Source organism: Acinetobacter sp. 479375, from assembly GCF_000581715.1.
Lineage (GTDB): Bacteria > Pseudomonadota > Gammaproteobacteria > Pseudomonadales > Moraxellaceae > Acinetobacter > Acinetobacter ursingii.
In genome coordinates this window covers 1-26101 of record NZ_JEZN01000029.1, presented here as the reverse complement: position 1 = coordinate 26101, position 26101 = coordinate 1, and the positions used below count along the sequence as shown (strand labels likewise).

General features: G+C 39.3%; 20 protein-coding genes, 3 tRNA genes and 3 pseudogenes. 9 read left to right on the top strand and 17 right to left on the bottom strand.

From position 1 onward, the window contains the following. Positions 1 to 631, top strand: a 631-nt coding sequence (locus tag J500_RS15255) for an IS5-like element ISAba10 family transposase (RefSeq protein ID WP_034700413.1), incomplete at its 5' end; no start/stop codon positions are given. A gap of 62 nt (positions 632 to 693) precedes the next feature. On the opposite strand, the gene J500_RS15250 is transcribed toward J500_RS15255, so the two are convergent. From J500_RS15250 to J500_RS15240, 3 genes are all read right to left on the bottom strand, one after another. Further along, positions 694 to 3117: a TonB-dependent receptor gene (locus tag J500_RS15250; RefSeq protein WP_004998635.1), complete on the bottom strand. Its 2424-nt coding sequence runs from the start codon at positions 3115 to 3117 to the stop codon at positions 694 to 696. A gap of 212 nt (positions 3118 to 3329) precedes the next feature. Then, positions 3330 to 4727: an MFS transporter gene (locus tag J500_RS15245; protein ID WP_004998638.1), complete on the bottom strand. Its 1398-nt coding sequence runs from the start codon at positions 4725 to 4727 to the stop codon at positions 3330 to 3332. Next, a complete protein-coding gene (locus J500_RS15240) occupies positions 4714 to 6054 on the bottom strand; it encodes an LLM class flavin-dependent oxidoreductase (protein ID WP_004998640.1) in 1341 nt (446 codons plus the stop codon). Before J500_RS15240 ends, J500_RS15245 begins: the two co-directional genes overlap by 14 nt. A gap of 343 nt (positions 6055 to 6397) precedes the next feature. Between J500_RS15240 and J500_RS15235 the strand changes: the two genes are divergently transcribed. Then, a complete protein-coding gene (locus J500_RS15235; RefSeq protein ID WP_171063808.1) occupies positions 6398 to 6976 on the top strand; it encodes a TetR/AcrR family transcriptional regulator in 579 nt (192 codons plus the stop codon). A 260-nt stretch (positions 6977 to 7236) separates the two neighbouring features. Here J500_RS15235 and J500_RS17905 read toward each other — a convergent pair. After that, positions 7237 to 7578, bottom strand: a pseudogene (locus tag J500_RS17905) (ABC transporter permease); the annotation flags it as partial. Positions 7579 to 7933: 355 nt separating this feature from the next. On the opposite strand from J500_RS17905, the pseudogene J500_RS17870 reads away from it, so the two are divergent. Further along, positions 7934 to 9026: pseudogene (locus tag J500_RS17870) on the top strand (IS4 family transposase); the annotation flags it as partial. A 65-nt stretch (positions 9027 to 9091) separates the two neighbouring features. Here the strand turns inward: J500_RS17870 and acnD are convergent. The 4 genes from acnD to J500_RS15200 all read right to left on the bottom strand — a co-directional run bounded on the left by acnD (position 9092) and on the right by J500_RS15200 (position 14760). After that, positions 9092 to 11725, bottom strand: coding sequence for a Fe/S-dependent 2-methylisocitrate dehydratase AcnD (acnD, locus tag J500_RS15220; protein ID WP_034700411.1), 2634 nt, complete (start codon positions 11723 to 11725; stop codon positions 9092 to 9094). Beyond that, positions 11725 to 12882, bottom strand: a complete 1158-nt coding sequence (gene prpC, locus J500_RS15215; protein WP_034700409.1) for a 2-methylcitrate synthase — start codon at positions 12880 to 12882, stop codon at positions 11725 to 11727. Before prpC ends, acnD begins: the two co-directional genes overlap by 1 nt. Positions 12883 to 13150: 268 nt before the next feature. After that, positions 13151 to 14035: a methylisocitrate lyase gene (gene prpB / locus J500_RS15205; protein ID WP_004998656.1), complete on the bottom strand. Its 885-nt coding sequence runs from the start codon at positions 14033 to 14035 to the stop codon at positions 13151 to 13153. A 44-nt stretch (positions 14036 to 14079) separates the two neighbouring features. Then, a complete protein-coding gene (locus tag J500_RS15200; RefSeq protein WP_004987017.1) occupies positions 14080 to 14760 on the bottom strand; it encodes a GntR family transcriptional regulator in 681 nt (226 codons plus the stop codon). A gap of 407 nt (positions 14761 to 15167) precedes the next feature. Here J500_RS15200 and J500_RS15195 point away from each other — a divergent pair. Together J500_RS15195 and J500_RS15190 are read left to right on the top strand one after the other, a co-directional pair. Further along, positions 15168 to 15243: transfer RNA gene (locus J500_RS15195), tRNA-Asn, on the top strand. Between the two features lie 7 nt (positions 15244 to 15250). After that, positions 15251 to 15326: transfer RNA gene (locus tag J500_RS15190), tRNA-Asn, on the top strand. Between the two features lie 122 nt (positions 15327 to 15448). Here the strand turns inward: J500_RS15190 and J500_RS15185 are convergent. Continuing rightward, positions 15449 to 16084, bottom strand: a complete 636-nt coding sequence (locus tag J500_RS15185; RefSeq protein WP_034700406.1) for a YitT family protein — start codon at positions 16082 to 16084, stop codon at positions 15449 to 15451. Further along, positions 16077 to 16559, bottom strand: coding sequence for an Lrp/AsnC family transcriptional regulator (locus tag J500_RS15180; protein WP_004998658.1), 483 nt, complete (start codon positions 16557 to 16559; stop codon positions 16077 to 16079). The genes J500_RS15185 and J500_RS15180 overlap by 8 nt, the downstream gene beginning before the upstream one ends. 478 nt (positions 16560 to 17037) lie before the next feature. Between J500_RS15180 and J500_RS15175 the strand changes: the two genes are divergently transcribed. Both J500_RS15175 and J500_RS15170 read left to right on the top strand, forming a co-directional pair. Beyond that, a tRNA-Asn gene (locus J500_RS15175) sits at positions 17038 to 17113 on the top strand. Positions 17114 to 17166: 53 nt separating this feature from the next. After that, entirely contained in the window at positions 17167 to 17610 is a 444-nt protein-coding gene (locus J500_RS15170; protein ID WP_034700404.1) for a DUF2726 domain-containing protein, read from the top strand. Positions 17611 to 17642: 32 nt separating this feature from the next. On the opposite strand, the gene J500_RS17580 is transcribed toward J500_RS15170, so the two are convergent. From J500_RS17580 to J500_RS15160, 3 genes are all read right to left on the bottom strand, one after another. Next, positions 17643 to 17819 (bottom strand): hypothetical protein, encoded by a 177-nt coding sequence (locus J500_RS17580; RefSeq protein WP_004987023.1) that lies wholly within the window; start codon positions 17817 to 17819, stop codon positions 17643 to 17645. A gap of 139 nt (positions 17820 to 17958) precedes the next feature. Then, positions 17959 to 18729 carry an OmpW/AlkL family protein gene (locus tag J500_RS15165; RefSeq protein WP_034700402.1) on the bottom strand — a complete coding sequence of 257 codons (771 nt, stop codon included), beginning with the start codon at positions 18727 to 18729 and terminating at the stop codon, positions 17959 to 17961. A 362-nt stretch (positions 18730 to 19091) separates the two neighbouring features. Beyond that, positions 19092 to 19475, bottom strand: a complete 384-nt coding sequence (locus tag J500_RS15160; protein ID WP_034700400.1) for a DUF962 domain-containing protein — start codon at positions 19473 to 19475, stop codon at positions 19092 to 19094. Between the two features lie 227 nt (positions 19476 to 19702). On the opposite strand from J500_RS15160, the gene J500_RS15155 reads away from it, so the two are divergent. Continuing rightward, positions 19703 to 21163, top strand: coding sequence for a CYTH and CHAD domain-containing protein (locus J500_RS15155; protein WP_034700399.1), 1461 nt, complete (start codon positions 19703 to 19705; stop codon positions 21161 to 21163). Positions 21164 to 21206: 43 nt separating this feature from the next. On the opposite strand, the gene J500_RS15150 is transcribed toward J500_RS15155, so the two are convergent. Next, positions 21207 to 21839, bottom strand: coding sequence for a hypothetical protein (locus J500_RS15150; RefSeq protein WP_034700398.1), 633 nt, complete (start codon positions 21837 to 21839; stop codon positions 21207 to 21209). 109 nt (positions 21840 to 21948) lie between these two features. Here J500_RS15150 and J500_RS15145 point away from each other — a divergent pair, with 109 nt between their 5' ends. Continuing rightward, complete coding sequence (locus J500_RS15145) at positions 21949 to 22350, top strand: DUF3144 domain-containing protein (RefSeq protein WP_004987043.1); 402 nt, start codon at positions 21949 to 21951, stop codon at positions 22348 to 22350. A gap of 125 nt (positions 22351 to 22475) precedes the next feature. Here the strand turns inward: J500_RS15145 and J500_RS15140 are convergent, their stop codons facing one another. The 3 genes and pseudogenes from J500_RS15140 to J500_RS15130 all read right to left on the bottom strand — a co-directional run. Continuing rightward, complete coding sequence (locus J500_RS15140; RefSeq protein ID WP_034700397.1) at positions 22476 to 22799, bottom strand: hypothetical protein; 324 nt, start codon at positions 22797 to 22799, stop codon at positions 22476 to 22478. Positions 22800 to 22923: 124 nt separating this feature from the next. Next, entirely contained in the window at positions 22924 to 25695 is a 2772-nt protein-coding gene (locus tag J500_RS15135) for a M16 family metallopeptidase (RefSeq protein ID WP_034700396.1), read from the bottom strand. Positions 25696 to 25856: 161 nt separating this feature from the next. Continuing rightward, positions 25857 to 26101: pseudogene (locus J500_RS15130) on the bottom strand (IS5/IS1182 family transposase); the annotation flags it as partial.

Sequence of the window (26101 nt, the reverse complement as noted above, 5' to 3'; positions counted from 1 at the left end):
AGATAAGCTGCAGCCACTTCTACATAAATCAGCAAAAAATCCACAGGAAGACTTGCATATTTTAGTTGATAGCACAGGGATCAAAGTTACAGGTGATGGGGAATGGGTGCGTAAAAAACATGGCGTAAACCAACATCGTCAATGGCTGAAATTACATCTTGCGACAGATGCAAACAGTGGAGAAATACAAGCGGTTGAAGTCACGACCTGCCAATATGGTGATGCTGAAATGCTCCAACCTCTTTTAGATCAAATTGATGAACCCATTGCATCTGTCACGGCTGATGGTGCTTATGACACAGTGAATTGTTATGATGCGATTTTGAAACGGCAAGCAAATGTAATTATCCCTCCTCGTTCCAATGCTGCTTTATGGGCAGAAAATGAAATTGGTAAAGCAAGAAATCATGCAGTACAAGGCTGTTGGGACAAGGGTCAAAAGCAGTGGAAACGAGATATTGGTTATCATCGACGATCCCGAATAGAGGCTAAAATGTTTGCCTTGAAACGACTTGGACAAGGTGTATCTAGTCGATGCTTTAATCGTCAGGTGGTTGACTTGCAAATAAGAGTCGATATTTTGAATAAATTTACTCAACTTGGTACAGCTAAAACGGTGGCTGTTGCATAAATATCTGAAGATTAGAACAACTCTACCTTTCGTCTATTTGTGCAACAAAGCCCATAAATTAACTAAAAATTATATTTTATGCTTGCTCCTATTGTTCGTGGTTGTGCAGCGGAACCTGCGTATACACCATTTCCAGAATTAACCAAACCTAAGTAATAATGTTTATCCAAGGCATTTTTTGCCCAAATAGATATATCGACGTTGTTTTTACCATGAGTAATACGAATACCTGTGGTTAAATTCAATACCCCATAACTTGGAATTTTAGAATAAATTGAATTATTTACATCTGAAAAAATCTCTGAGCGCCAACCATAGTTAACTAAACTATAGTGCTGTGTATTGGCAAACACGTCATGCTGATGCTGAACAGTTAAATTTGCCGTCCAACGTGGCGCACCATTGACACGATTGCCCGAAATATCACGGTAACCCTTGCCATAGCCGCTATCACTCGTCCCTCCGGCACCATTAAATTCTTCAAAAGGTGTCGGCGCTGTTCCCGAATCAAAAGTTGCATCTGTATATGCAGCATTAAAGTTCAAGGCAAATTGACGGTTCAGTTTCGCTTTTAAATCAATTTCGACACCTTGACTGGTCAAGTCTCCAACGTTGGTCAGCAGGCCTAAAAACTGATTGCCTAAAGCAATATTGGTGACTGCTTGATAGTCCTTAATTTTGGTATAAAAGGCGTTGATATTTGCATATAAACGTTGATCTAACCATGCAGTTTTTAGTCCAATCTCAATGTTTTCGGCTTTTTCTGGGTCAATATTTAAAGCATCATTACCTAGAATAGCGGCAGGCGTGGCAACACTGTTGATATTAAAGCCACCTGATTTTTCCCCTGTAGAGAAAGTTGCGAAACCTAAAATATTGGGTTTAAACGTGTAACTTGCTGTCACTAAACCCGAAACACTATTGTCTTTCCTTGATAAAGGCCCCGAGTTAAAGGCTTTAAATAAAGGGCTTAGTGATGCGTAAATAATAGGCTCGACGTTATTTTGTTGAACTTCACCACTTTTACGTTCGGAAGTTAAACGTAGTCCTGTTGTTAAATCAAACTTGTCTGTTGCATGCCATGTCGACTGTCCAAACAAAGCATAACTGTCAGTGGTTGAACGGCCTGTACCTGAAAGATAGGCATTGTTGGGATAGGCCGTTGTGAGTGCTGCCGCATCCGTCCCCGTACGATACGCATTGTTACTGGTAATATCTTGATAGAAATAATAGCCCCCGACGACGTAGTCGAAAGTATCACTGCTTGGTGAGGCTAAGCGGACTTCCTGAGAAAACTGATCTTGTTCAACTTCAAAGCCACCTGTAATACCATCTAAAGGGCTAAAGTCTAAATCATTCTTGGGTTTAAAATTCCAATCTCGCCATGCTGTAATTGAGGTTAGCTTAAAACCATTGTCAAATAACCAGTTGGCTTCTGCAGAAGCAGCACTTTGGTCTACTTTAGATTGCTGTTCGGCATCGAAGTCGACTTTATAATCATAGGGATTACGGTCAATATTTTTTGCACCGAGCAATTTAGCACGTTCTGCATAGGTTGTTGCATTTGAACCTGCTACGCCTAACGGTAAATAGCTAGCTGGATTTCCATTTGGATTCCAAGGCGCAAAGCTATAAGGCACCAAAGAACCTGTGCTTGAATCTTCGCGATTATGCTCAGCAATAATTCTTAGACTAAACGCATCGTCAGGTTTATATAAAAGCTGTCCTCTCGCACCAAAGCGATTAATTTCATTGAGATCTTCACCTGTATGAGTATTTTCAACCCAACCATCATCATGGGTTCCATAAGCCGATAATCGAACAGCTACAGTATCAGACAAAGGTTGATTGATCATCGCCTTCGCTTGCTTATAGCCACGCTCACCTACCGAAATTTCAGCACTCCCTTCTCGATCAAAAATGGGTTGCTTCGATGTAATATTTAAAACTCCCGCTGTGGTGTTTTTACCAAATAGAGTTCCTTGTGGCCCACGCAGTAAATCAATTTGTTCAATATCTAATAGGTCAAATACCGCTTGTCCCGGTCGCCCTAAATAAACATTGTCCAAGTAAATCCCTACACTGCCTTCCAAGCCTTCATTGGCAGTATTATTACCAATCCCTCGTACAGCCACACTAGATTGTCGCGCATGAATGAATTGTGAGGTGAAGTTAGGCAATTGTTGTTGTAAATCTTGTACCTGATAAATCTTGGCTTCTTCAAGCTGTTTACCTTTCAGCACAGTAATCGGTGCGGGGACTTTTTGTTCGCTTTCAACTCGTCTACGGGCAGTGACTGTAACGGCCTCAAGCTGAATCGCATCTACATTTTGCTCACTGACTTTTAGATATTCAACTCCAGTCTGTGATTCTTCTGCATAAATGCATTGTGATACAGCCGCAATTGCAACAGACAAGGTGGTTAATATAAATGGTCTTGATGCGACCACTCGTAATCCTACTACTTTCAATGTGTTCAAACTCATGATTTACCCCGAAAAATTTCGTTTTTAATGCATATACAGTGGAAATGGTCCATTTTTAAAGTCAAAAACTGCTCTTACTTTTCGATTGAAAAATAATATTTAAATGATCCAATAACGTTTTTTGAGTATCTAAGCGATTCAACATCGCTCAAGTTGTATGTGCTTTTGTAACCGTTCAATTGAATAGTCGAAGAAAAATAATATTTCAACACTCATTGTTTTAAGATCTCCAAATGACTGTGCTTAACTTTGGCAATGTCTTTTGGATAAAAATACAAAGCAGCGCCCAATAACCCAAGTGCAACTATTCCACTGATGATTGGAAGCACTGTAAGCGCAGGCGAGATTCCATAGGCATCAGAAATCAAACCCGCAATAAATGGTCCTGGGATTGAACCCAATAAGTGAATGGTCATCACAGAAGTTGTTCCCGACAAGGTTCGGGCAGAGACTGGAACCAATTCTTGGGTCAAGCTCAATGGGCCAGAACTGCAAAAACTTAAAACTGCTCCAGCCAAAACAATTAGGCCAAATTGCAGTTTTAAATCTGTCAAAAATCCAAAAGCAATTGCATAAAATATTGTAGCCAAAGCATAGCCAACCAGTGAGACGTAGAATTTTGCTTTAAAAAAACGTTGTGTCAGGTGGTCTAAAACCCAACCACCGAGTGGCAAAGTAAGAATACCCACCAGTAAAAATGCACTGGTCATGAGCGAGGCTTGCGCTAATTCTAAATGATGCACGCGGTGTAAATAACTTGGCAAAAAGAACACCACAGGAATCCACTGTAAGGTAACGACCGCCATAGTGACATAAGTGAGTAACAACGAAGGCGTGTGCCGAATCGCGTTCCAATTCTGCTTGATCAAGGTCCAGCGAGACGGCACAGAAGAAGCTAAAGATATTTCTGAATGAGTCGTTCCAGATTGAGCCCGCTTGGTTTGTACAACATGTTCATGAACTAAAACACTTTGATAATCACGGCCACGATACAACAGAAATGCAACAACGATTCCTGGAATTGCAAGCAACCCTAACGAATGTCTCCAACCATAATGCTGTGCCACATAGCCACCGAAGGCAATACCGACCGCCATACCAATCGGTTGACTGGCAGAAAAGATACCGAGTGCTAGTTGTAATCGACGGCGTGGAAATGCGGTACTTATCCACGAGTATGAAGCTGGGGCATACGCCGCTTCACCAATACCCACAAATAAACGTGTGGTAGCTAACTGAGAAAGGCTAGAGCTAAATGCACCTAAAGCAGACGCAATCCCCCAGAATATCCCCATCAAACTGGCAACTTTAATACGGCCATAGCGTTCAATTAGCATGGATACTGGAAAAGCAAACAAAACCATGCCCAAAGTCAAAATAGAACTTAGTAAACCTGCCTGCGCATCACTAATACCCCAGTCTTTTTGTATATATGGCAAAATACTGGCAATAATCATCCGATCAGCAAAGTCAAAAACCATCAATAAACACAGTAGAAAAAAGACTTTCGCTGTGACCTTACGTCCAAACAAATAGTCAAGAGCGGGTTGTTCAACTTTAGCAAATTCGGCGGGTTCTACTTCCACATGTTTAAGGTTAAGCTGCGTCATGATATTGGCTCCGTGGACGGGTTAAACCTAAGTGTTCACGTAAGGTAGTGCCTTCATATTCATGTCTAAATAGGCCACGGTGCTGTAACTCAGGAATCACCTGTTCGACAAAGTCGGTTAAACCAATGGGGAATGTCGGAGCTAAAATATTAAAACCATCGGCTGCACCATTGTTAAACCAATGTTCAAGCTCATCTGCAACTTGAACTGGTGTGCCAATCAAAATTTTATGACCTCTCGCCCCTGCGACTTTTTTATAGAGCTGGCGAATAGTTAAATTTTCTGCACGGGCTAAATTAAGCAATAATTGCTGACGGCTCTGCCAACCTTCTGTCACAGGAAAATCAGGCACAGGATCATCCAAAGAATATTTTTCCCAGTCAATATTGCCTAAAAATGCAGACAGCAAACCAACACCGACAACTGGGTCAATTAAAGATTGTAATTGTTCAAATTTTTCCAATGCTTGCTCATACGTTTCTGCAACAATTGGCATAATGCCCGGCATGACTTTGATACTGTCTGGATCACGACCAAAAGTAGCCGCGCGCGCTTTAATATCTTGATAAAAAGCCTGAGCACCTTCTAAAGTTTGCTGTGCTGTAAACACGACTTCAGCAGTCTCTGCTGCTAGGTGGCGGCCATCTTCCGAGGAACCTGCTTGTACGATGACAGGATAACCTTGTACTGGTCGTGCAGATTGTAATGGTCCTGCAACTGAATAAAACTCACCTTGATGATTGAGATAGTGTAATTTGGTTGCATCAAAAAAATTTCCCGATGTTTGGTCAAATAAATAGGCATCATCATCAAAACTATCCCATAAACCTTTGACCACATCGACATATTCACGTGCACGCAAATAGCGTTCTGTATGTTTGTTTTGCTCAGTTAAATTAAAATTTTTAGCTTCAAAATCAGTGCCTGAAGTCACTAAATTCCAACCTGTGCGCCCATGGCTAATGTGATCCAAAGACGCAAATAAACGAGCTAAATGGAACGGTGCTAAGTATGAAGTTGAGATAGTACTAATTAAGCCAATTTTCTCAGTGACTTGAGACAGTACCGATAAAACAGTTAAGGGTTCCCAATAGTATGCAGGCGCTCCTTTGGCTAATAAATGCGGTGCGGCTTGTGGCCACCCTAGACCATCTGCAAAAAAAATAGCATCAAATTTGCCCTGCTCTGCAATTTTTGCCAAATTCTTTAAATGTTCTAGGCTTGTCACGTCTTCAGGATTCACCTCTGGATGTCGCCAAGCGGCTAGATGATGCCCCACACTCTGTAAAAAAGCCCCTAATTTTATTTGTCGCTTTGATTCACTCATATTTTTCTCACATAATTGAGCTTACTTAAATTACAAATTTTCAAATTTCTTGATCGTTTTTTCATGTTTGATAATAAGAATTTAAGTAAACGATATCGTTCACTTATGTTTTTAAAATAAGGGAAATAGATTTAAATAAAAAATAATTAATCGGTATAATGTTATTCATTGTTCATATATAGTTTTGTTGAATGATTATACGAACAGAGATTGATTATTCTTTTAATTGTCTTTTTAATAGAACCTTTAGACGACATATCAAAAAGCCAGCTAGATGACAAATGATTGTACGAAATTAAAAAAGGTATTGACAGGGCGCCCTACCCGACAGGATTCTGAGGCATTGCATCAACACTTATTAAATATTGCCTCTGCTTATTTTTTAGAAAATGGTTTCCAAGCCAGTAGTATTGAAGGTATAGCTAAAAAAGCCCAGGTCTCCAAACTGACTATTTATAGACAATATCAAAATAAAACCAACTTATTTATTGCCGTAATTCAAGCAGGAGTTGAACAATATATTCAGGATATTCGAGACTGGTCTAAGAATAAAGTTGTGAATGCTGAAAGTTTATATGAACTTGGTATGTTTATTGCTGTACGCTGGTTTTCTTTGGAAAATATACGGTTACTGCGGATGACAATTCCTGAAGTACAACGTATTCAAGAATTATCAGATATGATCAACACCCTGATGATGCAAAGCCGTCAACCTGTCGAAGAATTCTTAGCCCAACTCAATCAGCAAAAAGGCTATCATATTAAAAATATCGGGACTGCAACCATTCAATTTATTCAGCTATGTGTTTTTGGGCATTATTATTTGCTTCGAGATGAATCCTATCTACCGAATACAAAGCTGTTGCAAGAAAATGTACAAAATACAGTGCGCCTATTTTTAAATGGTTACCGCACTCTTTAAAATGTTTTTATTTGGAATAGAAAATTATGCATGCCCTCAGTGAATAAGAAACTACAGAGCATTATTTAGATTGTAGTATTACTATTCAAAAACCTCTAAATTATTTTGTGAAGGATCAATGTATTCTACTCTGCAATAGTGCCTTTTGCGTGTAGTAGTACTGGGCTTTGTTGCACAAAGATTTAAGGATTAGAGCAATCCTAAATGAATCAATTTTAAGTGGCAACTTGGGTATGAGGGCGACCTAATTCTTTGAATTTAATGACCAACGCATAAAACGTTGCAGATAAGTATTGTTCTGCAATGCGGCTATAACCCAGTAAAACACCTAGAAATACGCCGCCTAATGCACCTGACAATAAGACAAGACCAAAGCGCTCAAGACTGATCTCAAGCTGTGACCACAGATCTTGAGATGCTATTTCAACGAAAGAATTCCATGTGTCTTTTGGGGTAGGTAAAATTTGGGCAGGCATCCATTGCTCGTTTGACGCTACCCACCACAGTAAGAATAAACAAAGAGGTACTATCAAATAGATCGCAAGCGAGTTAAAATACCCAACAGAAATGAACCATGCTTTCTTGGTACTTTTCCAGACAATGCTGGATGAGTTTTCTTACGAAATTATTTCTTTCGTATCTCGATATATATCCATACATTCTGCTGTTATAGATATCTAAGAATGATTAACTAAACCTATACCTGATGATCATTTCTCCGTATCATTCAGATCTAATATGAGACGTGCTGTGATCATCTTTGGTATTATGCTCTGGATGAGTCTAAAGAGAGATGTTTGTTTAACTGTCTACACAGGTACAAAGATCAGAAAATATTTATATTTATAAATCTGAGATAAAGATAAACAGCTTACTTTTTTAACAAAGTCATTCATATTTGAGTAGATTATTCTTTTTTATATTTCATACGCCAATCTGAACTTAAAATAAGATTTTCGACTTGTCTTTGGTACAACGGAATATTGTGTTCCCAGTGCATCCGTACAGGCTCGCCAACGTTTGGGTCTGGAACCCTTGCAAGCATTTTTTTCTACGCTTAGCCAGACATGGTCTAAGGAGTCACAGCAACAATATTCAGGTTTTCAAAGTCTTAGTGTATGTGCAGTTGATGGTATTGTCTGGTCTATGCCACATACTAAAGAAAATTTTAATCGCTTTGGCTCGTCGAAAGGTAAAACTGTTCCTGCTCCTAATCCCCAGATGAGAGCAACTTGCCTGGTTAATGCCAATACTCATGAAATCATAGATGCTAAACTGGGAAGTATGGATCAGGGAGAACTTACTCTAGCAAATCAACTTAAAGCGCCTCCGCAGAGTATCACTTTATTTGATCGGGCTTATTTCTCCGGTGATTTTCTAATAAATTGGCATTCCCAAACACAAGACAGTCATTGGCTGATGCAAGCCAAAGATAATTTACGTTATGAAGTTATAAAACAACACTCAAAACATGATGCTCACATCAGAATGTCTGTTTCACCTAGAGCGAAGAAACTGAATCCATTGTTGGGAGAATATTGGGAAGCTCGTTTAATAGACATTGAACATTTAGGCAAAACTAGACGATACATTACATCTTTAATGGATTCAAAAGCATATCCACCCAAAGAGGTTGGCATGCTTTACATTCAACGCTGGGAAATTGAGATATGCTATCGGAAAAATTAAAAGTGATTTACAAGATGTCTAGATTTTAAGAAGCAAGCAGCCTGATTTGATTTATCCAGGAATTATGGGGTGTATTGATTGCATATAATGTATTGAGACGGCAGATGAGATTTATGGCTGAACGAGCAAAGTTAAGCCCATTAAAGATCAGTTTTCATATCGCATCGATGAGTATTATCAATATATTGAGGCACACGCATTTAGAGTCGGCAGGTAATTTGCCTAAACATTTAGAGCATTTATTAGAAAGTTCAAAAATGTATGTATTACCTGAAAAAAGCAAAGGCTGTGTCCGAGAGTGGTTAAAGTAAAATATCCAAAATATCCAAAATATCCAAAGAAAAAATGCCAATCAGCTTAACTGACTGGCATTAATCATCAAGATAGGGCTTTTTCAAACAATATCAATAACTTTTAGCTAAAATATTAAGCCACTTGACCTTCTAAAAAGTCTTGTGCAAAACGCTGTAATACACCACCCGCTTCATACACAGAAACTTCTTCTTCAGTATCTAAGCGACAAGTCACAGGCACTTCCAGAATCTCTTCCTTACCATCCGCTGTGGCACGTTCAATCACTAAAGTCAAAGTCGAACGAGGCGCAATATTACCAATCACGCTATACAGCTCCGTACCATCTAACTTCAACGTCTTACGGTTTACACCTGCTTTAAACTCAAGCGGTAAAACACCCATACCGACCAAATTAGTACGATGAATCCGCTCAAAGCCCTCTGCGACAATCGCTTCAACCCCTGCAAGACGAACACCTTTCGCTGCCCAGTCACGGCTAGAACCCTGACCATAATCCGCACCCGCGACAATGATCAACGGTTGCTTACGGTTCATGTAAGTTTCAATCGCTTCCCACATACGCATCACTTCACCTTCAGGCTCTACACGTGCTTTTGAACCTTGTTTAATGATGCCGTCTGAACGAACCACCATTTCATTAAACAGTTTCGGGTTGGCAAATGTCGCACGTTGCGCAGTTAAATGGTCACCACGATGGGTTGCATATGAGTTGAAGTCTTCTTCAGGTACGCCCATTTTGTGTAGGTATTCACCCGCAGCCGAATCCATCATAATCGCATTTGAAGGCGATAAATGGTCAGTGGTGATGTTATCCCCCAAGATCGCAAGCGGACGCATATTGGTTAAGGTACGTGGTGCAGCCAATGCACCTTCCCAATACGGTGGACGGCGGATGTAAGTACTCATTGGACGCCAATCATATAGCGGACTTTCCGCTTCTTCCGTTACGCCTAAGTCAAACATTGGGATATAAACTTTACGGAATTGTTCAGGCTTCACCGCTTCTTTGACTAAGGCATCAATTTCAGCATCCGAAGGCCAGATGTCTTTCAGGTAAATTGGATGACCATCTTTGTCTGTACCCAGTGCATCTTTTTCGATGTCAAAACGAATCGTTCCTGCGATTGCATACGCCACCACCAATGGCGGAGATGCCAAGAACGCTTGTTTTGCGTATGGATGGATACGACCATCGAAGTTACGGTTACCCGAAAGGACTGCGGTTGCATATAAGTCACGATCAATGATTTCTTGTTGAATAACAGGGTCAAGTGCGCCTGACATACCATTACACGTGGTACATGCATACGCCACGATACCAAAGCCCAGTTTTTCAAGGTCTTCCAATACGCCTGCTTCTTCAAGATACAGCGCAGCCGCTTTTGAACCTGGTGCAAACGAAGATTTCACCCAAGGTTTACGCACCAAACCTAATTCATTGGCTTTACGTGCTAATAGACCTGCTGCCACTGTATTACGTGGATTTGAGGTATTGGTACAAGAGGTAATTGCAGCAATAATCACAGCACCATCAGGAATCAAACCTTCTGCTTCTTGTGCTTTTGCTGCATCCAAATTCCCTGCAATGCCTTTTGCCGCCAAATCAGCAGTAGAAACACGAGCATGTGGATTTGATGGTCCTGCAATATTACGAGTGACTTGAGATAAGTCAAAACGTAATACACGTGGATATTCAGCTTTGGTCATATCAGATGCCCAAAGACCGATCTCTTTGGCATATTGCTCAACCAAAGTTACTTGTGCATCTTCACGACCTGTCAGACGTAAATAATCAATGGTGTTCTGGTCGATGTAGAACATCGCAGCAGTTGCACCGTATTCAGGTGTCATGTTGGAAATCGTAGCACGGTCGCCCACAGACATGCTGTCAGCACCTTCACCGAAGAACTCTAGATAAGCACCGACAACACGTTCTTTGCGTAAAAACTCAGTCAATGCGAGTACGATATCCGTTGCAGTAATACCAGCTTGACGCTGACCAACCAATTCCACACCAATGATGTCAGGTAGGCGCATCCACGAAGCACGACCGAGCATGACATTTTCAGCTTCCAAACCACCGACACCGACTGAAATCACACCAAGCGCATCGGTATGTGGCGTATGTGAGTCTGTGCCTACGCATGTATCTGGGAACGCCAAGCCATCACGGTTTTGAATCACTGGAGACATTTTTTCCAAGTTGATTTGATGCATGATGCCGTTACCCGCAGGGATCACGTCGACATTTTTAAATGCAGTCTTCGTCCACTCAATAAAGTGGAAACGGTCTTCGTTACGGCGATCTTCAATTGCACGGTTTTTCTCAAACGCGTCAGGATCAAAGCCGCCGAATTCTACTGCCAAAGAGTGATCGACGATCAACTGGGTTGGAACGACTGGATTGACTTTGGATGGATCACCGCCTTTATCGGCAATCGCATCACGTAAGCCCGCAAGATCCACCAGTGCGGTTTGGCCCAAGATGTCATGACAAACCACACGTGCTGGATACCAAGGAAAATCCAGATCCTGACGGCGTTCGATGAGTTGTTTTAAATAATCAGTTAAGTTCTCTGTATCAGCTTTACGCACAAGCTGCTCAGCCAACACTTTAGAGGTGTATGGTAAAGTTTCATATGCGCCTGGCTGAATATCTTCCACGGCTTGACGCACGTCATAGTATTCAAGCTGGGTATCCCCGTTTTTTTGAATCAGCAGTGGTTTACGATATTTTGTGTTCATTAACCACGCTCCGCCAATGGTTTGAATTCAAGATTTTCAGGGCCCGTATAGTTCGCGCTTGGACGAATAATTTTGCCGTCTTGGCGTTGTTCAATCACGTGTGCTGACCAACCTGCGGTACGTGCAATCACGAATAATGGGGTAAACATTGCGGTTGGCACACCCATCAAGTGATAGCTCACCGCACTGAACCAATCGAGGTTCGGGAACATATTTTTCACTTCTTTCATCACCGCTTCTAAACGTTCAGCGATTAGATACATCTTGTTGTTCTCTTGCGCTTCGGCAAGATCACACGCCACTTTCTTGATCACTTCATTACGTGGGTCAGAAACAGTGTAAACAGGGTGACCAAAACCAATCACCACTTCTTTTTTCTCAACACGACTACGGATGTCTGCTTCTGCTTCATCAGCATTGTCATAACGTTGTTGAATCACGAATGCAACTTCGTTCGCCCCACCATGTTTTGGACCACGCAGCGCACCAATACCGCCAGTGATTGCTGAATACATATCTGAACCTGTACCTGCAACCACACGTGAAGTAAATGTCGATGCGTTGAACTCATGCTCTGCATACAAAATCAAAGACGTATGCATGGCTTGAATCCATTCTTCAGATGGCGCTTCACCATGCAGTAAATGCAAGAAATGTGCAGCGATTGAGTCATCGTTGGTTTCAACTTCGATACGACGACCGTTGTTGCTGAAGTGATACCAGTACAACAACATTGAGCCCAAGCTTGCCATTAATTTGTCAGCGATGTCTTTCGCGCCCGCTTCGTTATGGTCTTCATGTTCTGGGGTTAGGCAACCTAAAACTGAAACACCCGTACGCATCACATCCATTGGGTGTGCAGATGGTGGCAGTTGCTCAAGTGCGGTTTTCAATGCGGCTGGTAAGCCACGAAGTGCTTTTAATTTTGCTTTATACGCTTTAAGTTCTGCTTTGTTCGGAAGTTTACCGTGTACTAATAGGTGTGCGACTTCTTCAAATTCGCTACCGACTGCAAGGTCGAGAATGTCATAACCACGGTAGTGCAAGTCGTTGCCACTGCGGCCTACGGTACAGAGTGCAGTGTTGCCTGCCACTTGTCCGCTGAGTGCAACTGATTTTTTTGGTTTGAAGCCTGTGGTTGTTTCATTACTGCTCATAAGATTGTCCTTTTTATATCCTTTGGTGAATTTCGTAGCGGTGTCTTACCGAACTCTCATCTTATTTGAGGATAAGCCTTCGGCTGGACTTACTTTTGAGGGATCAAAAGTAAGCAAAAATCCTTTGTTGACCTGACGGTACTTCCCTGCTACCGCAGCCCAACGTGGCGGCATCCATGCCGCCTTCACGATTACTAAGACTTTCATGAAAGAAGGGCTTAAATTCGTGAATTCCCTCTCCCTCTGGAGGAGGTTAGGAGGGGTAAAATTATTTACTCTTCGCAAAAGTTCCATCAAGATATTGCTCAAACGCATGGTAGTTAATACGTTCATACAATTCTTGACGGGTTTGCATTGTTTCGACCACGTTCTTTTGCGTGCCTTCTTTACGCAAAGTCTGATACACATTTTCTGCGGCTTTGTTCATCGCGCGGAATGCTGAAAGTGGATATAAGGCAATACTGACATCGGCAGAAGCCAATTCTTCCGTAGTAAATAATGGCGTAGAACCAAACTCGGTAATATTGGCTAGAACAGGCACTTTCGTGGCATTGGCAAACTGCTTATACATGGCCAGCTCTGTAATCGCTTCTGGGAACAACATATCTGCACCCGCCTCGATATACGCCCCTGCACGGTCAATTGCAGCTTGCAAACCTTCTACAGCCAAAGCATCGGTACGTGCCATGATCACAAAGTTTTCATCAGTACGCGCATCCACTGCTGCTTTAATACGATCCACCATTTCTTGTTGCGTAACAATCGCTTTGTTTGGACGATGTCCACAACGTTTTGCGCCCACTTGATCTTCGATATGCATCGCTGCCGCACCGAACTTAATCATCGACTTGGTGGTACGCGCGATATTAAAAGCAGAAGCACCAAAACCTGTATCGACATCGACCAATAATGGCAAATCACAGACATCGGTAATACGACGAACATCGGTTAGAACATCATCAAGGTTACTGATCCCCAAATCAGGTAAACCCAATGAACCTGCTGCAACCCCCCCACCAGACAAATAAATGGCTTTGTAGCCTGCACGTTGTGCCAATAAAGCATGGTTAGCATTAATTGCACCCACAACCTGTAGTGGATGCTCAGTGGCAACTGCTTCTCTAAACTTTTGCCCTGCGGATAATACTGACATGAATTTGTTACTCCTTGTCTTTATAACTGAGCTATAACATCGGGTTAAATAAAATGTTTTTGGATATTGCGATAAGATGAAGCGATATGACGGCACATCAGAAGCTCTGCCAGTTCAGCATCGCCATCTGCGATCGCATCTAATATGCGAATGTGTTCAGATAGCGCTTTGTGTGGACGATTTGGCGTTTTGGAATATTGCACCCGATACATACGAATCAAATGATAAAGCTCATCACACAGCATTTTTTCAAGAGTTTTATTACCGCAGTTTTTGATGATGCAATAATGAAAATCATCCTGACCTTCTTGTAAGTAATAACCTTTACCTTCTTTAAAGTTTGGATCTTGCGCATGCAAGTGCAACACTTCACGCAAATTTAAAATTTGCTGTTTATCGATACTCTGTGCAGCTAAACGACAAGCCAAACCTTCTAAAGTTTCACGAATTTGATATAGCTCGAAAAGCTGTTGATGTGACAACGACACGACTCTCGCACCGACATGCGCAGTACGTTCAACCAGCTTTTGCCCTTCAAGACGATGAATCGCCTCACGTAATGGCCCACGGCTAATCCCATAAACGCGAGCAAGCTCAGGCTCAGAAATTTTAGTACCTGGGGCAATATCACCACTGACAATTGCGGTTTGAATCTTTCTAAATATCTGATCGGTGAGCGTGATTGAGTTTAGCTCTTTAATCGGTTGAGTTATTTCAGTTGTCACGACATTGTCAACAATTAATATTTAATAAGTCAAAAATAAAGGTTTAATTGGTTAAAATCAACAATATTGTCAACAATTATACTTTTGTATGATAACTATAAAAATGAAAAAACAAAGGATATAAAAATAAATATTTTAAATTTCAGTCAGTTAATTATAGATTAAACAATAAATGTATTTTTGCTTAGCCTAATACTCAAGACCATGAGAAAACATTTTCATAAGATTGTTATGCTCAAAAAGACAATTGTTTGTATCTTCTTTGGTTAAAACCATTTTAAAGACATCGTGCATGCCGAATAAAGCAGCATAAGTTTATGTTTTGATGATAAATAAATCATTTAAATGTTGTTTTCAGTTTTTATCCTTGACCTGTACATAAGATGTGCCTAGAATGCGCATCAGATTCTCCAATAGCTCAGTCGGTAGAGCGACGGACTGTTAATCCGCAGGTCCCTGGTTCGAGCCCAGGTTGGAGAGCCAAAACTAATCTCCCATAGCTCAGTCGGTAGAGCGACGGACTGTTAATCCGCAGGTCCCTGGTTCGAGCCCAGGTGGGAGAGCCAAGATTCAAAAAAAGCCTACATATTTAATGTAGGCTTTTTTTATTGTCATGGCTGGATGTCTATTTGTGAGAAGTAAATAAAACAGCGAGGATTGCCCCTGCTGCTTTAAGCGTATAGATCATTTAAGCTACATAGCGATCTGGACGATGATTAAGTGCCAATATCAAATTAAGGATGATTGCACCTAAAATAGAAATAGCCAGTAATGTCCAACTGACGAACACAACTGATGCCAGTAAAATACTAATATCCAAACCCATTTGAACTTTGCCTGCTGGAACTCCATAACGCTCTTGAATAAATAAAACCAGCAAATTAAAACCACCCAGACTTGAACGATGTCTAAATAAAATCAGAAAACCCAAGCCCATTAACACATTGGCTAAAACAGTGGCATACAATGGAGTTAAGCCATCAACATGAATAAAATAAGGATGTAATTCTGTTAACACAGAAAGTAGCGCGACCGCCACGAAAGTTTTGATCACCATGGGCATACCTAAGCGTTTGTATGCCAAATAATAAAATGGAATATTGATCAAGAAAAAAACCAGACCAAATTTTAGTCCTGTCGCATAATGAATCAATAAAGATAAACCTGCTGTCCCACCTGTCAGTGTTCCCGCCTGCTGCATCAACATCATGCCAAATGAGATAATAAAGGTCGCAATAATCATCGCAAGACCATCTTCAATATAAGTATGTGGTCGAGTTTTGATCTCAGCATTGAGATTTAGATCAGCAGTCAGATTAGTCATGTGATTGATCCAGATTCATCATTTGATAATTTTCTTTGATACGCTCAAGAACAATAGAGGTATGACAATTACTTACCCCAATTTTTAGCGTAGTCAGTTTATTAATCAGTTGACTCATTTCATTTAAATCGCGCACCATCACTTTTAATAAATAATCAAAATTACCCGTCAGTTTATAAACTTCACGAATCATGTTCTCATGTTGTACAAAATCCAGAAACCTGTTCAAAACATCATCACTATATTGAAGTAACTTGATTTCAATCATTCCCATGATCGGCTGTAACTCAGCCTCAGGATGCAACTGGGCATAATAGCCCTGAATCATGCCATTTTGCTCAAGCGCGATACGACGACGGGAACACTGTGAAGTTGATAAACCAATGATTTCAGCCAATTCCTGATTGCTTAATCGACCATTACATTGCAAATGCTGCAAGATTTTAAAATCATATTCATCAAGTGAATCATTCATATCAGGTCTTTACCCAATTGAAATTTATTGTGTTTTCAATTAAATTCAACATCAGTTGAATGAAAACCACAATAAATGAGTTGATACTATAATTAAGCAGCAATAATAAGCGTTTGCACCGATAAAACGCAATTAAATTGCACTTAAAATAATAAAATACAATAAAAACTCAGATTCAACCTTAAAACGCAAAAATATTGTATAACACTTGCAAATTATCATAAACAGATTCGAATTAATATTAGACGTCTTTTATGAGTCCGAGTCAGGTATTATGGCAACGACACAGTGTTACACTTCAAATGCTAATCTAAGAATCATGAAAGAAATCTATTGTTTTGATTAAATAAAAAAATCTGAAAATAAAGCTAAGCAACTAGTATCTGACTATTTTTAAATCAGTTAAACTTTTTTTAATAATTTCAGCTTATTAAGGCTTGACCGAAAATCGATTGCCTTTTAGAATCCTACTCCAGATTCTCCCATAGCTCAGTCGGTAGAGCGACGGACTGTTAATCCGCAGGTCCCTGGTTCGAGCCCAGGTGGGAGAGCCAAATTTTTAACCCACTCTATTTAGAGTGGGTTTTCTTTTGAGTATAGGCAAAGTGTGTTGAGTTCATCTCAAATATTCTTTTTAAGTTTAGGCTGTATATGCAGTCTATTGCTTCTAATTGCTTGCTTTAAATCATTTTTATTTTCCAGACAACAATTTTTTGCTCGCGCTCCAATCACGCCTTTTGAATCAAAAATGTTTCATCGGTTGAAACATGCTTTTCCCAATCATCATGTTCTGGCCCAAGTCGCTTTTAGTGCTTTGATTACCAGTAATCACTATAAAATTAGACGTAAATTTAATCGAAAAGTCACAGATTTTGTCATTTTAAATGATGCGCTTGAAGTGATCGCGGTCATAGAACTCGACGACCCCAGTCATTTGGAAAAAGTAGAAGAAGATCGAGTGCGCGACAAGATGTTTAAAGAAGCTGGATATTATGTTTTTCGATATACTGAAGTCCCCAGTATTCGTCAATTACATAAAGACATTTTGTAATCATTCAGATTTTAAGCTGATAAAATTCTGTTTTATTCAGCATCAGATTGGTTATATTTTTTGGCAATTTCTGCGCGTTGTTGCTGATATTGGCGCTGATTTTCTGCATCGCTTTTTGCTGCCCAAAAAGCCATTCCAATAAGAAAAAATAGAAAACATAACCCCAATCCCATAAAAAATAATGCTTTACGATGATGAGCTTCTAACATTTAACTACTCTTATCTAGATAATAAACTGCATCACTATAGCAAAAATCATGATTAAATAATGTGAAAGTCGAATCTATTTTTAATTTTTCCCATAAAAAAGCCCCGATCAATGATCGAGTCTCTTTAGATTTGAATCAATTAGAAGCGGTAACCAAGACCGACAAAAGTTACAATCGGATTAATCTCAATATCCGTTTCACCTTTAATCACTGTACTGTTATAAGTAGATGAATTAATGTCTAAAGTCGCTTTAGTTTTTAAGTGAGCGTAAGTTACAGAAGCTGTCGCAAACCAATCTTTATTAAAGTTATAGTCCGCACCAATCGTCGCTACAGGAGCAACAGCATCATCAATACTTACATTAGTCGCAGATAAGCCTAATGCTCCACCGCCTACAGCCGCATTTAAAGCAGGGTTTACAGTAGATTCAAGATCAAAACCATCAAAGTGTGCATACATAATACCTGCACCTACAAATGGGCGAAATTTACTATTAATTGTACCGAATTGATACTTCCCAAGAAGAACTGGAGTATAAGCATCTACTTCACCCACTTTTCCTACTTTCGAAAGATCGACCGCACCACCTAAGATACTGCCCTTACCTAAAATTTCCATTTTAGGTGGCACCCCAGCGACAAGTTCTAAAGATACATTATCATTTACATAATAATCTAAAAGCACAGCCCCAGTGTCAGCATCATCAATTTCAAAGCCAGCATTTGGGTCATTAACAGGAGTTTTAGTTAAATTATTTTGACCATAAACGCCCTGCTTTTCGCCTTGAGGCATAATGTGTAACCACCCAGCGGAAACACTAAAAGTTTTACCGTCAGAAGTTGCTGCATGTGTTGCAAAGCTTGTAGCAAGTAATGCTACTGGTAGGAGTGCTGTTGTTAATTTTCTCATGGGAAATCCTATCAATTTGTCGTAAATACGATAAGGTCTAAGGCATCCAAACCTTATTGTTTGACAATTATTAGAATAAATACTTAAAAGATCAATACAGATTTATAACTTAACCAGTTCATTTCTTATAATTACATGAATTTTATTACAATTAATTTTATAAATATCAACATAACACCTCAAATTTTATTCACTAAAAAGGCAAGTAATAATCAATTACGACTTACTATATTTTAAGAAATGAGTTACCTTAAAAATAAATTAAATAATCAAAAATTAACTGTATAAAATAGTAATGAATATATCTAAACTTGCTTGATTCAAAGCATCATCATTTTACTGATTGTTAAGCTTTTAAATACTCAACTATTAATTTTATCCAATTTTCGGTCTTTTAAACTAAGTCGACCTCGAACCACATCTGAAAACATTTTCCAGTCTGAAATAAAACTATAAAGTGGCTGCTTAAAACTGGCAGGTTTATTTTTTTCAAAAACAAAATGTCCAACCCACGCACAGGCATAACCTGAAAGTAATCCATAAGCAATGTACTTCGGTTTACGCTTACGAATTGCTTTACTCAAAAAATAGAGCCCTACACTACTTCCCGCAACATGTAAACGACGGCTTAAAATATTGCGATGTTCAGTGAGATAGAAGTAATAAAATTCCTGATAATTTTTAATGGGTAATTGAATATTTAGATTGCTGTTGGAATTTTTTTGCAATTTTACTGGCGCATTCATGGTCATCATCCTGAGACTATTTATTCCTCACTTTACCTGAAAGCTCAATCTTTAAAAAGCCTGTTTTCCAGTAATATGAAATGGAGTGATAGAACATGTTACATGTACTCTGATATACAACGATCAAAGCTGACCTCATGAAATCTTACAATTTCAAAACAGCTTTTAATGTTATGCTTAAGCAAAATTAAGCCATTAAAATCTAAAGAAGTTTTAGGAGTAAGCTCATGGTCGAAATTGAACTAAAATTTCAGCTTCCTGAGAGTAAGAAAAAAAGTGTATTGCAAGCACTAAAGCCCAAAACTGCCCAAAAAATTCATTTACAAGCCAAGTACTATGACACAGCAGATCGCTTACTTGCGCAAAATCACATGGCCATTCGGTTACGTCAGGAAGGTGATCATTGGGTACAAACTTTTAAAGCTTCGGGTAAAAACCATTTGGAACGCATTGAACATGAAGTTCATTTAGGTCAATGTGATGTTGAACCCGAATTAAATCTTGAGCTATTTTCGGAAAATAAAGTTGTTAAGGATTTACTTGACCAAGTATTAGGTGAACAACAGCAGTTAATGTTGCAATTTAAAACAGATGTTCAGCGTACTTTTAAAATTTTTTCCATTGATGAAACAGACATTGAAGTTTGTCTGGATGATGGCATCGTTTCCGCAGCAGAGCTATCCGAAAAAATTTGCGAAGTTGAGTTTGAGTTAAAGCAAGGTTCACCCGAACAATTGATTTTATTTACCCAAGACTGGGTGAAAAAATATCAGCTTTGGCTCGATGTGTGTAGTAAGGCTGAACGGGGTAATTTATTGTCAGTTCAACAAAAAGCATCTCCTGCGGTGAAAGCCAAAAGCCTGATATTAAGTAAAAAAGACTCCCCAGATGCCGCCATACGAAAAATGGTATCAAATACATTACAACAGTTATTACCCAATGTCGCAGTGATTGCAGATGGGGTTGCTGATCCTGAACACATTCATCAGGCACGTATCGCGATTCGACGTATGCGTAGTATTTTTAAAAGCTTTAAATCTTGGTCAGAGGATATTGATCCTTTATGGGAAACGCAGCTTAAGCAAATTTTTCAGGCGCTTGGTACAACTCGTGATTTAGACGTGGTTCGGGATGAAATATTGCCTGAATTATTAAAAGCAGACGCGCCTTTTCAAAATTTACCTGAAACGGCAATAATAGATGAACAGCTTCATCTACTTTTTCAAAAAACAGAAACCATGTGTTTACTGCTACAACTTTTAGCATTTAGTTATCACGAGCAAACAAATCATAAAGAATCATCAAAACTCAAGAAAAAAATCGAGAAGTCATTGAACCAATTGCATCAGAACATCATTCATGTTGCTGATCATTTTAGTCAACTTGAAGTTGAAGCAAGACATCGTACCCGTAAACGCTGTAAACGATTACGTTATTGCATTGAGTTTGTTTCAAGCTTATATGATGGAAAATCGGTAAAAAAATATCTAAAACAATTGCAAGCTGTTCAAGACAAACTTGGTTTATATAACGATTTACACGTGACTGAGCAGGTCTTTAGTCAATCTGCCGATCAACAAGCTGAATACTGGTTTGCCGTGGGTTGGAGTAAAGCCAAACAGCAGCAACTTTTACATGAGTCCGAACAAGCGTTGAAAAAATTGGCAGACATTAAAGTGTTTTGGTAAGTTAATGAGATCTAAGTTTTAGGCTTAGATCTCATTTTATACATTAACGATGCTTAGCAAAGACTTTCCAGACACCATTGTCCGCAATCGGGTCTTGATAACTATCACTACGTTGTTTTCTTGGCTTTTCACGAGCATCGACCAGTTTAAAATGCGGCTCAACGCCTAGAATAATACCATTTACATAAAATCGGGTACGGGTATAGTCACTTTGCCCATGCTGAAAAACATAAGTTCTTAAATCAATAAATTCGCGATGAGCCACTAAAGCGGTTGTGTCATCGCTTTCCAGCCATTGCTGCATGGCAAAAATTTGATCTGTGTCAAACTGTCCACATTTTTCGATTAAGCTGGCAACACCTCTAAAGGTCTTGGATTCTTTCGCCCGAGTTTTATTAATCCGAATCCGATCAACATGAAAGAAGAATAGTGGTAAATTTAAATGGCTAGGTAAATGAATTGCATCTAAGACTTCATCTTGCATAAAAGGCTGGCATAGCGCTTGTGCCCTTTCAATCAATTCTTTCCATTGAAGATAATATTGTTCAACTTCATTTTGCAAACCATAATAAATCGGTAAACCTTCGACATGCTCCAAATGTTCAGGTGGCCAACTATGCTGACGCAATACAGCGATGTCCGTTTTTAAACGTTGAATGGCGATTGCATCTTGCATAAAGCACCTGTTGTAAATTTACTTAGGCTATTTTAAGCCTAGATCAAAGGTTTAGTTTATGCAAGGCTTTCACGTATAATAGCGGCATTCGTTTGTGTTGGAAAAAGCCATGTCTCAAAAAATTGATGCCACTGATATCACTGAAGAAGAAGCTTTAAATGCAGTTTTTTTTGAGCGTGCTGATGAGTTTATTAAACTTGCCAATGAGTTTTGCCGCCCTAAGAAGGGTGAAAAACCAAATCCTGCCGAAGTTCGCGGTCAGGTCAGTGCAGCCATGTTATTTGGAACAGCGCGTTTTAATACTTGGGTTGCTGCCAATAACTTTAAAGATGGCAATGAAATGCGTGATGCCAAACAACAAGTGATGTCATATGTTTTGCAACAGTTCCAAATGATGCTTGAAGATAATTATGACGAGTATTGCGAACAGTTTGATAACTATTTACGCTTTCGTGAAAATGAAGAATTTCATACGCATAAGCATGATCATAAACACGATCACAACCATTGAGAAAAAGCCCTTTCGGGCTTTTTTTTATGTCTTTTATCTTAAGATTTCTTTCATCAGTTCTTTTATTTCTTTGTTTTGGAGAAAATAAAGACAATCTAAACAGTGATGAAAGAAGTCTATAAAATTTAGTGATCAATTTTACGATCCCAAACAATTTTTTTAACGACATTATTCACAATGGTCACTGTATAATAGGTATTATCAATCAAATAGATATAATCGACTGCGGTTAATTTTTTGCGATTTTCTTCCCACTCATAACTGCGCTGAGAAACAGGCGCTTGCTGCATTTTTTGCATTAGATTAGCGTAACTATCCCCAAGATAAACCAAGCTCCCATTTTGACTGCGAACTGTACTGGTTTCCGTACTGGCTAAAACAAGGGCTGGACTGCCCAATAATGTCATTAATGCAATGATAGCGAACGATCTTGTGCTTTTATTCAACATGATTTTACCTTTATTTTGAACTTTTATATTTTCAACAAAATTAACATAGCCTTTTTTTTACTATTGAGTCAAATCCAAATATATAAAAAAAGACTGCCTAAGCAGCCTTTAAATGATCAATATTTTAAGGCTTCTTTGCAGCTTGACCATATTGATCAGCCATGACCTCAACAAAATGATCGAGCTTGATGTATTTTTTAATCACAGCATCAATATCCGCCTTGTTTAACTTGGCAATATCTCGATCACGTTGTCCTCGATCTAGCATATTTTTACCACGTTCTAACTGACTATTCAGCATACGATGAATACTGCGTTCATCTTCTAATGTGGTGACTCGTTTTTTCAAAATATCAGCCTTGGCAGATTCTAATTCTTGTTCGGTGACTCCACTTTGCAATAACTTTTGCAAGACATGATGCACCGTTTGAGAAACTTGCTCACCACGCCCTGCGGTATAGTTAGCTTCAATGGTTAGCGCACCCACATTGGTGTCACTATCTAGTTGTAAATCACTACCAAAACCGTAGACCAATGCATTTTTCTCACGAAGTTCCTGCCCTAAACGTGAAGATAATTGTGATTGACCTAAAATATTGGTAAAGACAATCAACGCTGGTGCATCGGGATGATCCACCCCCACAGGGAAAGTCAAAATACTTTGATAGTTTCCAAATTCGCGTTGTTCAGACAAGGCATGTACTTTCTGAGCAGGATAATCCGTATCTGTCGATAAAATTTTCTGATAAGGCTGTGAACTTGACCAAGAACCAAATGATTGAGCGATGAATCGCTGCATTTTTTTAGCATCAAAATCGCCTGTGATTGCAATTTGAGCATGATTCATGGCAAAGAATTGATTATAAAGCTGTTTGACTTGTGCCTGCGTCGCTTGATTAAGCTGCTTTTTTGCAAATTCAGGTTCAAAGTGGTAACGCAAATCGCCTGGTTGATAAATTTCAATAAGTCGTGCCAAATTCAAAGCAGCTACAGTCTCAGGTTCGGTATATGGACGATCCAGACTGGCCAAGCTTTGTGACTTAATCAAATCAAACTGGGTTTGCTCAAAACTTGGATGTTTCATCACCTCGACCACAAATTTAAAAAAGTCTTCAAATTTGTCTTTACGCGCTTGAATATTAATGGTCATCCCATTATCTGCACTGGTCGCTGTCGCAGCACCGCCCGCTTCAATCGATTTATCAGCAACTTGCTGTAAAGTATATTTGTCTGAACCACGCAGCAACAAATAAGAAGTTAAATCCAGCACTGTACCTTTATCAAATAGAGATTTTTCCGTACCAAAATCAAGCGTGATCGTAGCGTAAACACGATCATCTCGGGTTTGCGTTGGGAACAACGCATATTGCATACCGTTTTTAAGTTTACCGCGTTGAATTTTTTTCTCAGTATTTTGTAAATAATCTGCCGATGATTTTACATATTGACTGACTTCCTGCTTATAGATACTGGCATCTTTTAAAGGTTCTTCAGCAGCTTGTTGTTGATCTAGCGTTTTGGGTTTTTCCTGCTGCTTTTTTTGTTCCAGTGCCTTTTTTTGTTCTTCTGGGGTGGGTTTAATATCCCCCGCAATACGATGTTCAGGCGTTAAAAACTGTTTTAAAGTTTGATTAACCTCATTCACATTGAGTTTCTTCACCGCATCCAGATCATTAAAATATTGCCCCCAATTACCTTTTGAGGAGACAATATAATCACTCAAACGCGAACCCAAAGCAGTCGCATCATTCATGATCAGATCTGCCTGATTTTGCATCAGGGTTTTGACACGTTTTAACTCGGTGTCGTCAAATGCTTTGCCATTTTCCACCTGAGAAATCAGGGTAGATTCGACTTTTTTCTCATCATTATTCGGTGCATAAATCGCCCCAAGAAACACAAGATTAAAATCCTGATCTAACCATGTGGTCGATTGAACTGCGGTACTGATCCCCGTTTCAACTAATCCCTTATATAAATGTCCACTCGGTTGCATGGTATAAAGTAACGGCGAAAGTGCCAATGCAGGTTGGATTTTCTGATTTTGTCCATTCATATAAATATGAAACTTAGCCAAATCACTGCCCTTTTGAACTAAAAAGTTGCGTGGATTGATTCTACTTGAATCCAGTTTTGGCACTTGTACACTGGCAGGAATCGTACGTGCAGCAATTGGGCTAAAGTTTTTATCAATATTCTTTAACACTTCTGCTTTGTCAAATTTCCCTGAAATGACCATTACAGCATTATTAGGTGCATACCATGTTCGATAAAACTTATTGACTTCATCCAGTTGAATTGATTTGAGCTCGGGTAAATCGCCAATCGGTAAGCGACCCAAATATTGATTGCCATACGCCGCTTTAAACATTTGATCCATTAACACTGAAAATGGCTGATCCATGCGGATTTCACGTTCGCGTTTGACGATTTCAATCTCAGAAGGTACAAATTTTTTCTGTAATACCAATTTATCCATTCGTTGCGATTCTAAATATAGAATTTCATTTAAGGCTTGTGGCTCGGGACGTACAATATTGGTATAACGTGTAGAATAATATTCTGTACTGGCATTGGTCATGAGTGTGTACTGGTCAAGCCTACGTTGAAACTCATCCCCTTTGACATCCTGCGTGCCTTTAAATGCCAGATGTTCCAAAAGATGCGCCAGTCCCCCCTTACCTTTTGGATCATTTAAAGAACCTGTAAAATAAATGGTGTTTACAAAGACTTTATTTTCTTTATTGTTTGGGGCAAGAACGACCCGAAAACCATTATCCAGCTTATATTCTTCGATATTCTTTTCACTTTTGACCAATACGGTTTGTGACCAAGCAGTTGCGCTTAAACCAAGAAAACACAACGAAAGAGTAAGTTGTTTAAACCGCATTAACATAAAAATTCCAAAAATTAATTAAGTCATATGAATTATTTGAACGCCGTTATAGTATGAAAATCCACAATATTTTTATAGTGAAGTTTTGAAAACGCGATTACTCTTCACCGGCTTTGTTGCACAAATAGACGAAAGGTAGAGTTGTTCTAATCTTCAGATATTTATGCAACAGCCACCGTTTTAGCTGTACCAAGTTGAGTAAATTTATTCAAAATATCGACTCTTATTTGCAAGTCAACCACCTGACGATTAAAGCATCGACTAGATACACCTTGTCCAAGTCGTTTCAAGGCAAACATTTTAGCCTCTATTCGGGATCGTCGATGATAACCAATATCTCGTTTCCACTGCTTTTGACCCTTGTCCCAACAGCCTTGTACTGCATGATTTCTTGCTTTACCAATTT

Excerpts from the sequence above, each read along its gene's own strand:
- J500_RS15250 (WP_004998635.1), bottom strand. The coding sequence starts at position 3,117 with ATGAGTTTGAACACATTGAAAGTAGTAGGATTACGAGTGGTCGCATCA.
- J500_RS15245 (WP_004998638.1), bottom strand. The coding sequence starts at position 4,727 with ATGACGCAGCTTAACCTTAAACATGTGGAAGTAGAACCCGCCGAATTT.
- J500_RS15240 (WP_004998640.1), bottom strand. The coding sequence starts at position 6,054 with ATGAGTGAATCAAAGCGACAAATAAAATTAGGGGCTTTTTTACAGAGT.
- acnD (WP_034700411.1), bottom strand. The coding sequence starts at position 11,725 with ATGAACACAAAATATCGTAAACCACTGCTGATTCAAAAAAACGGGGAT.
- prpC (WP_034700409.1), bottom strand. The coding sequence starts at position 12,882 with ATGAGCAGTAATGAAACAACCACAGGCTTCAAACCAAAAAAATCAGTT.
- prpB (WP_004998656.1), bottom strand. The coding sequence starts at position 14,035 with ATGTCAGTATTATCCGCAGGGCAAAAGTTTAGAGAAGCAGTTGCCACT.
- J500_RS15185 (WP_034700406.1), bottom strand. The coding sequence starts at position 16,084 with ATGACTAATCTGACTGCTGATCTAAATCTCAATGCTGAGATCAAAACT.
- J500_RS15180 (WP_004998658.1), bottom strand. The coding sequence starts at position 16,559 with ATGAATGATTCACTTGATGAATATGATTTTAAAATCTTGCAGCATTTG.
- J500_RS17580 (WP_004987023.1), bottom strand. The coding sequence starts at position 17,819 with ATGTTAGAAGCTCATCATCGTAAAGCATTATTTTTTATGGGATTGGGG.
- J500_RS15165 (WP_034700402.1), bottom strand. The coding sequence starts at position 18,729 with ATGAGAAAATTAACAACAGCACTCCTACCAGTAGCATTACTTGCTACA.
- J500_RS15160 (WP_034700400.1), bottom strand. The coding sequence starts at position 19,475 with ATGAATGCGCCAGTAAAATTGCAAAAAAATTCCAACAGCAATCTAAAT.
- J500_RS15155 (WP_034700399.1), top strand. The coding sequence starts at position 19,703 with ATGGTCGAAATTGAACTAAAATTTCAGCTTCCTGAGAGTAAGAAAAAA.
- J500_RS15150 (WP_034700398.1), bottom strand. The coding sequence starts at position 21,839 with ATGCAAGATGCAATCGCCATTCAACGTTTAAAAACGGACATCGCTGTA.
- J500_RS15145 (WP_004987043.1), top strand. The coding sequence starts at position 21,949 with ATGTCTCAAAAAATTGATGCCACTGATATCACTGAAGAAGAAGCTTTA.
- J500_RS15140 (WP_034700397.1), bottom strand. The coding sequence starts at position 22,799 with ATGTTGAATAAAAGCACAAGATCGTTCGCTATCATTGCATTAATGACA.
- J500_RS15135 (WP_034700396.1), bottom strand. The coding sequence starts at position 25,695 with ATGTTAATGCGGTTTAAACAACTTACTCTTTCGTTGTGTTTTCTTGGT.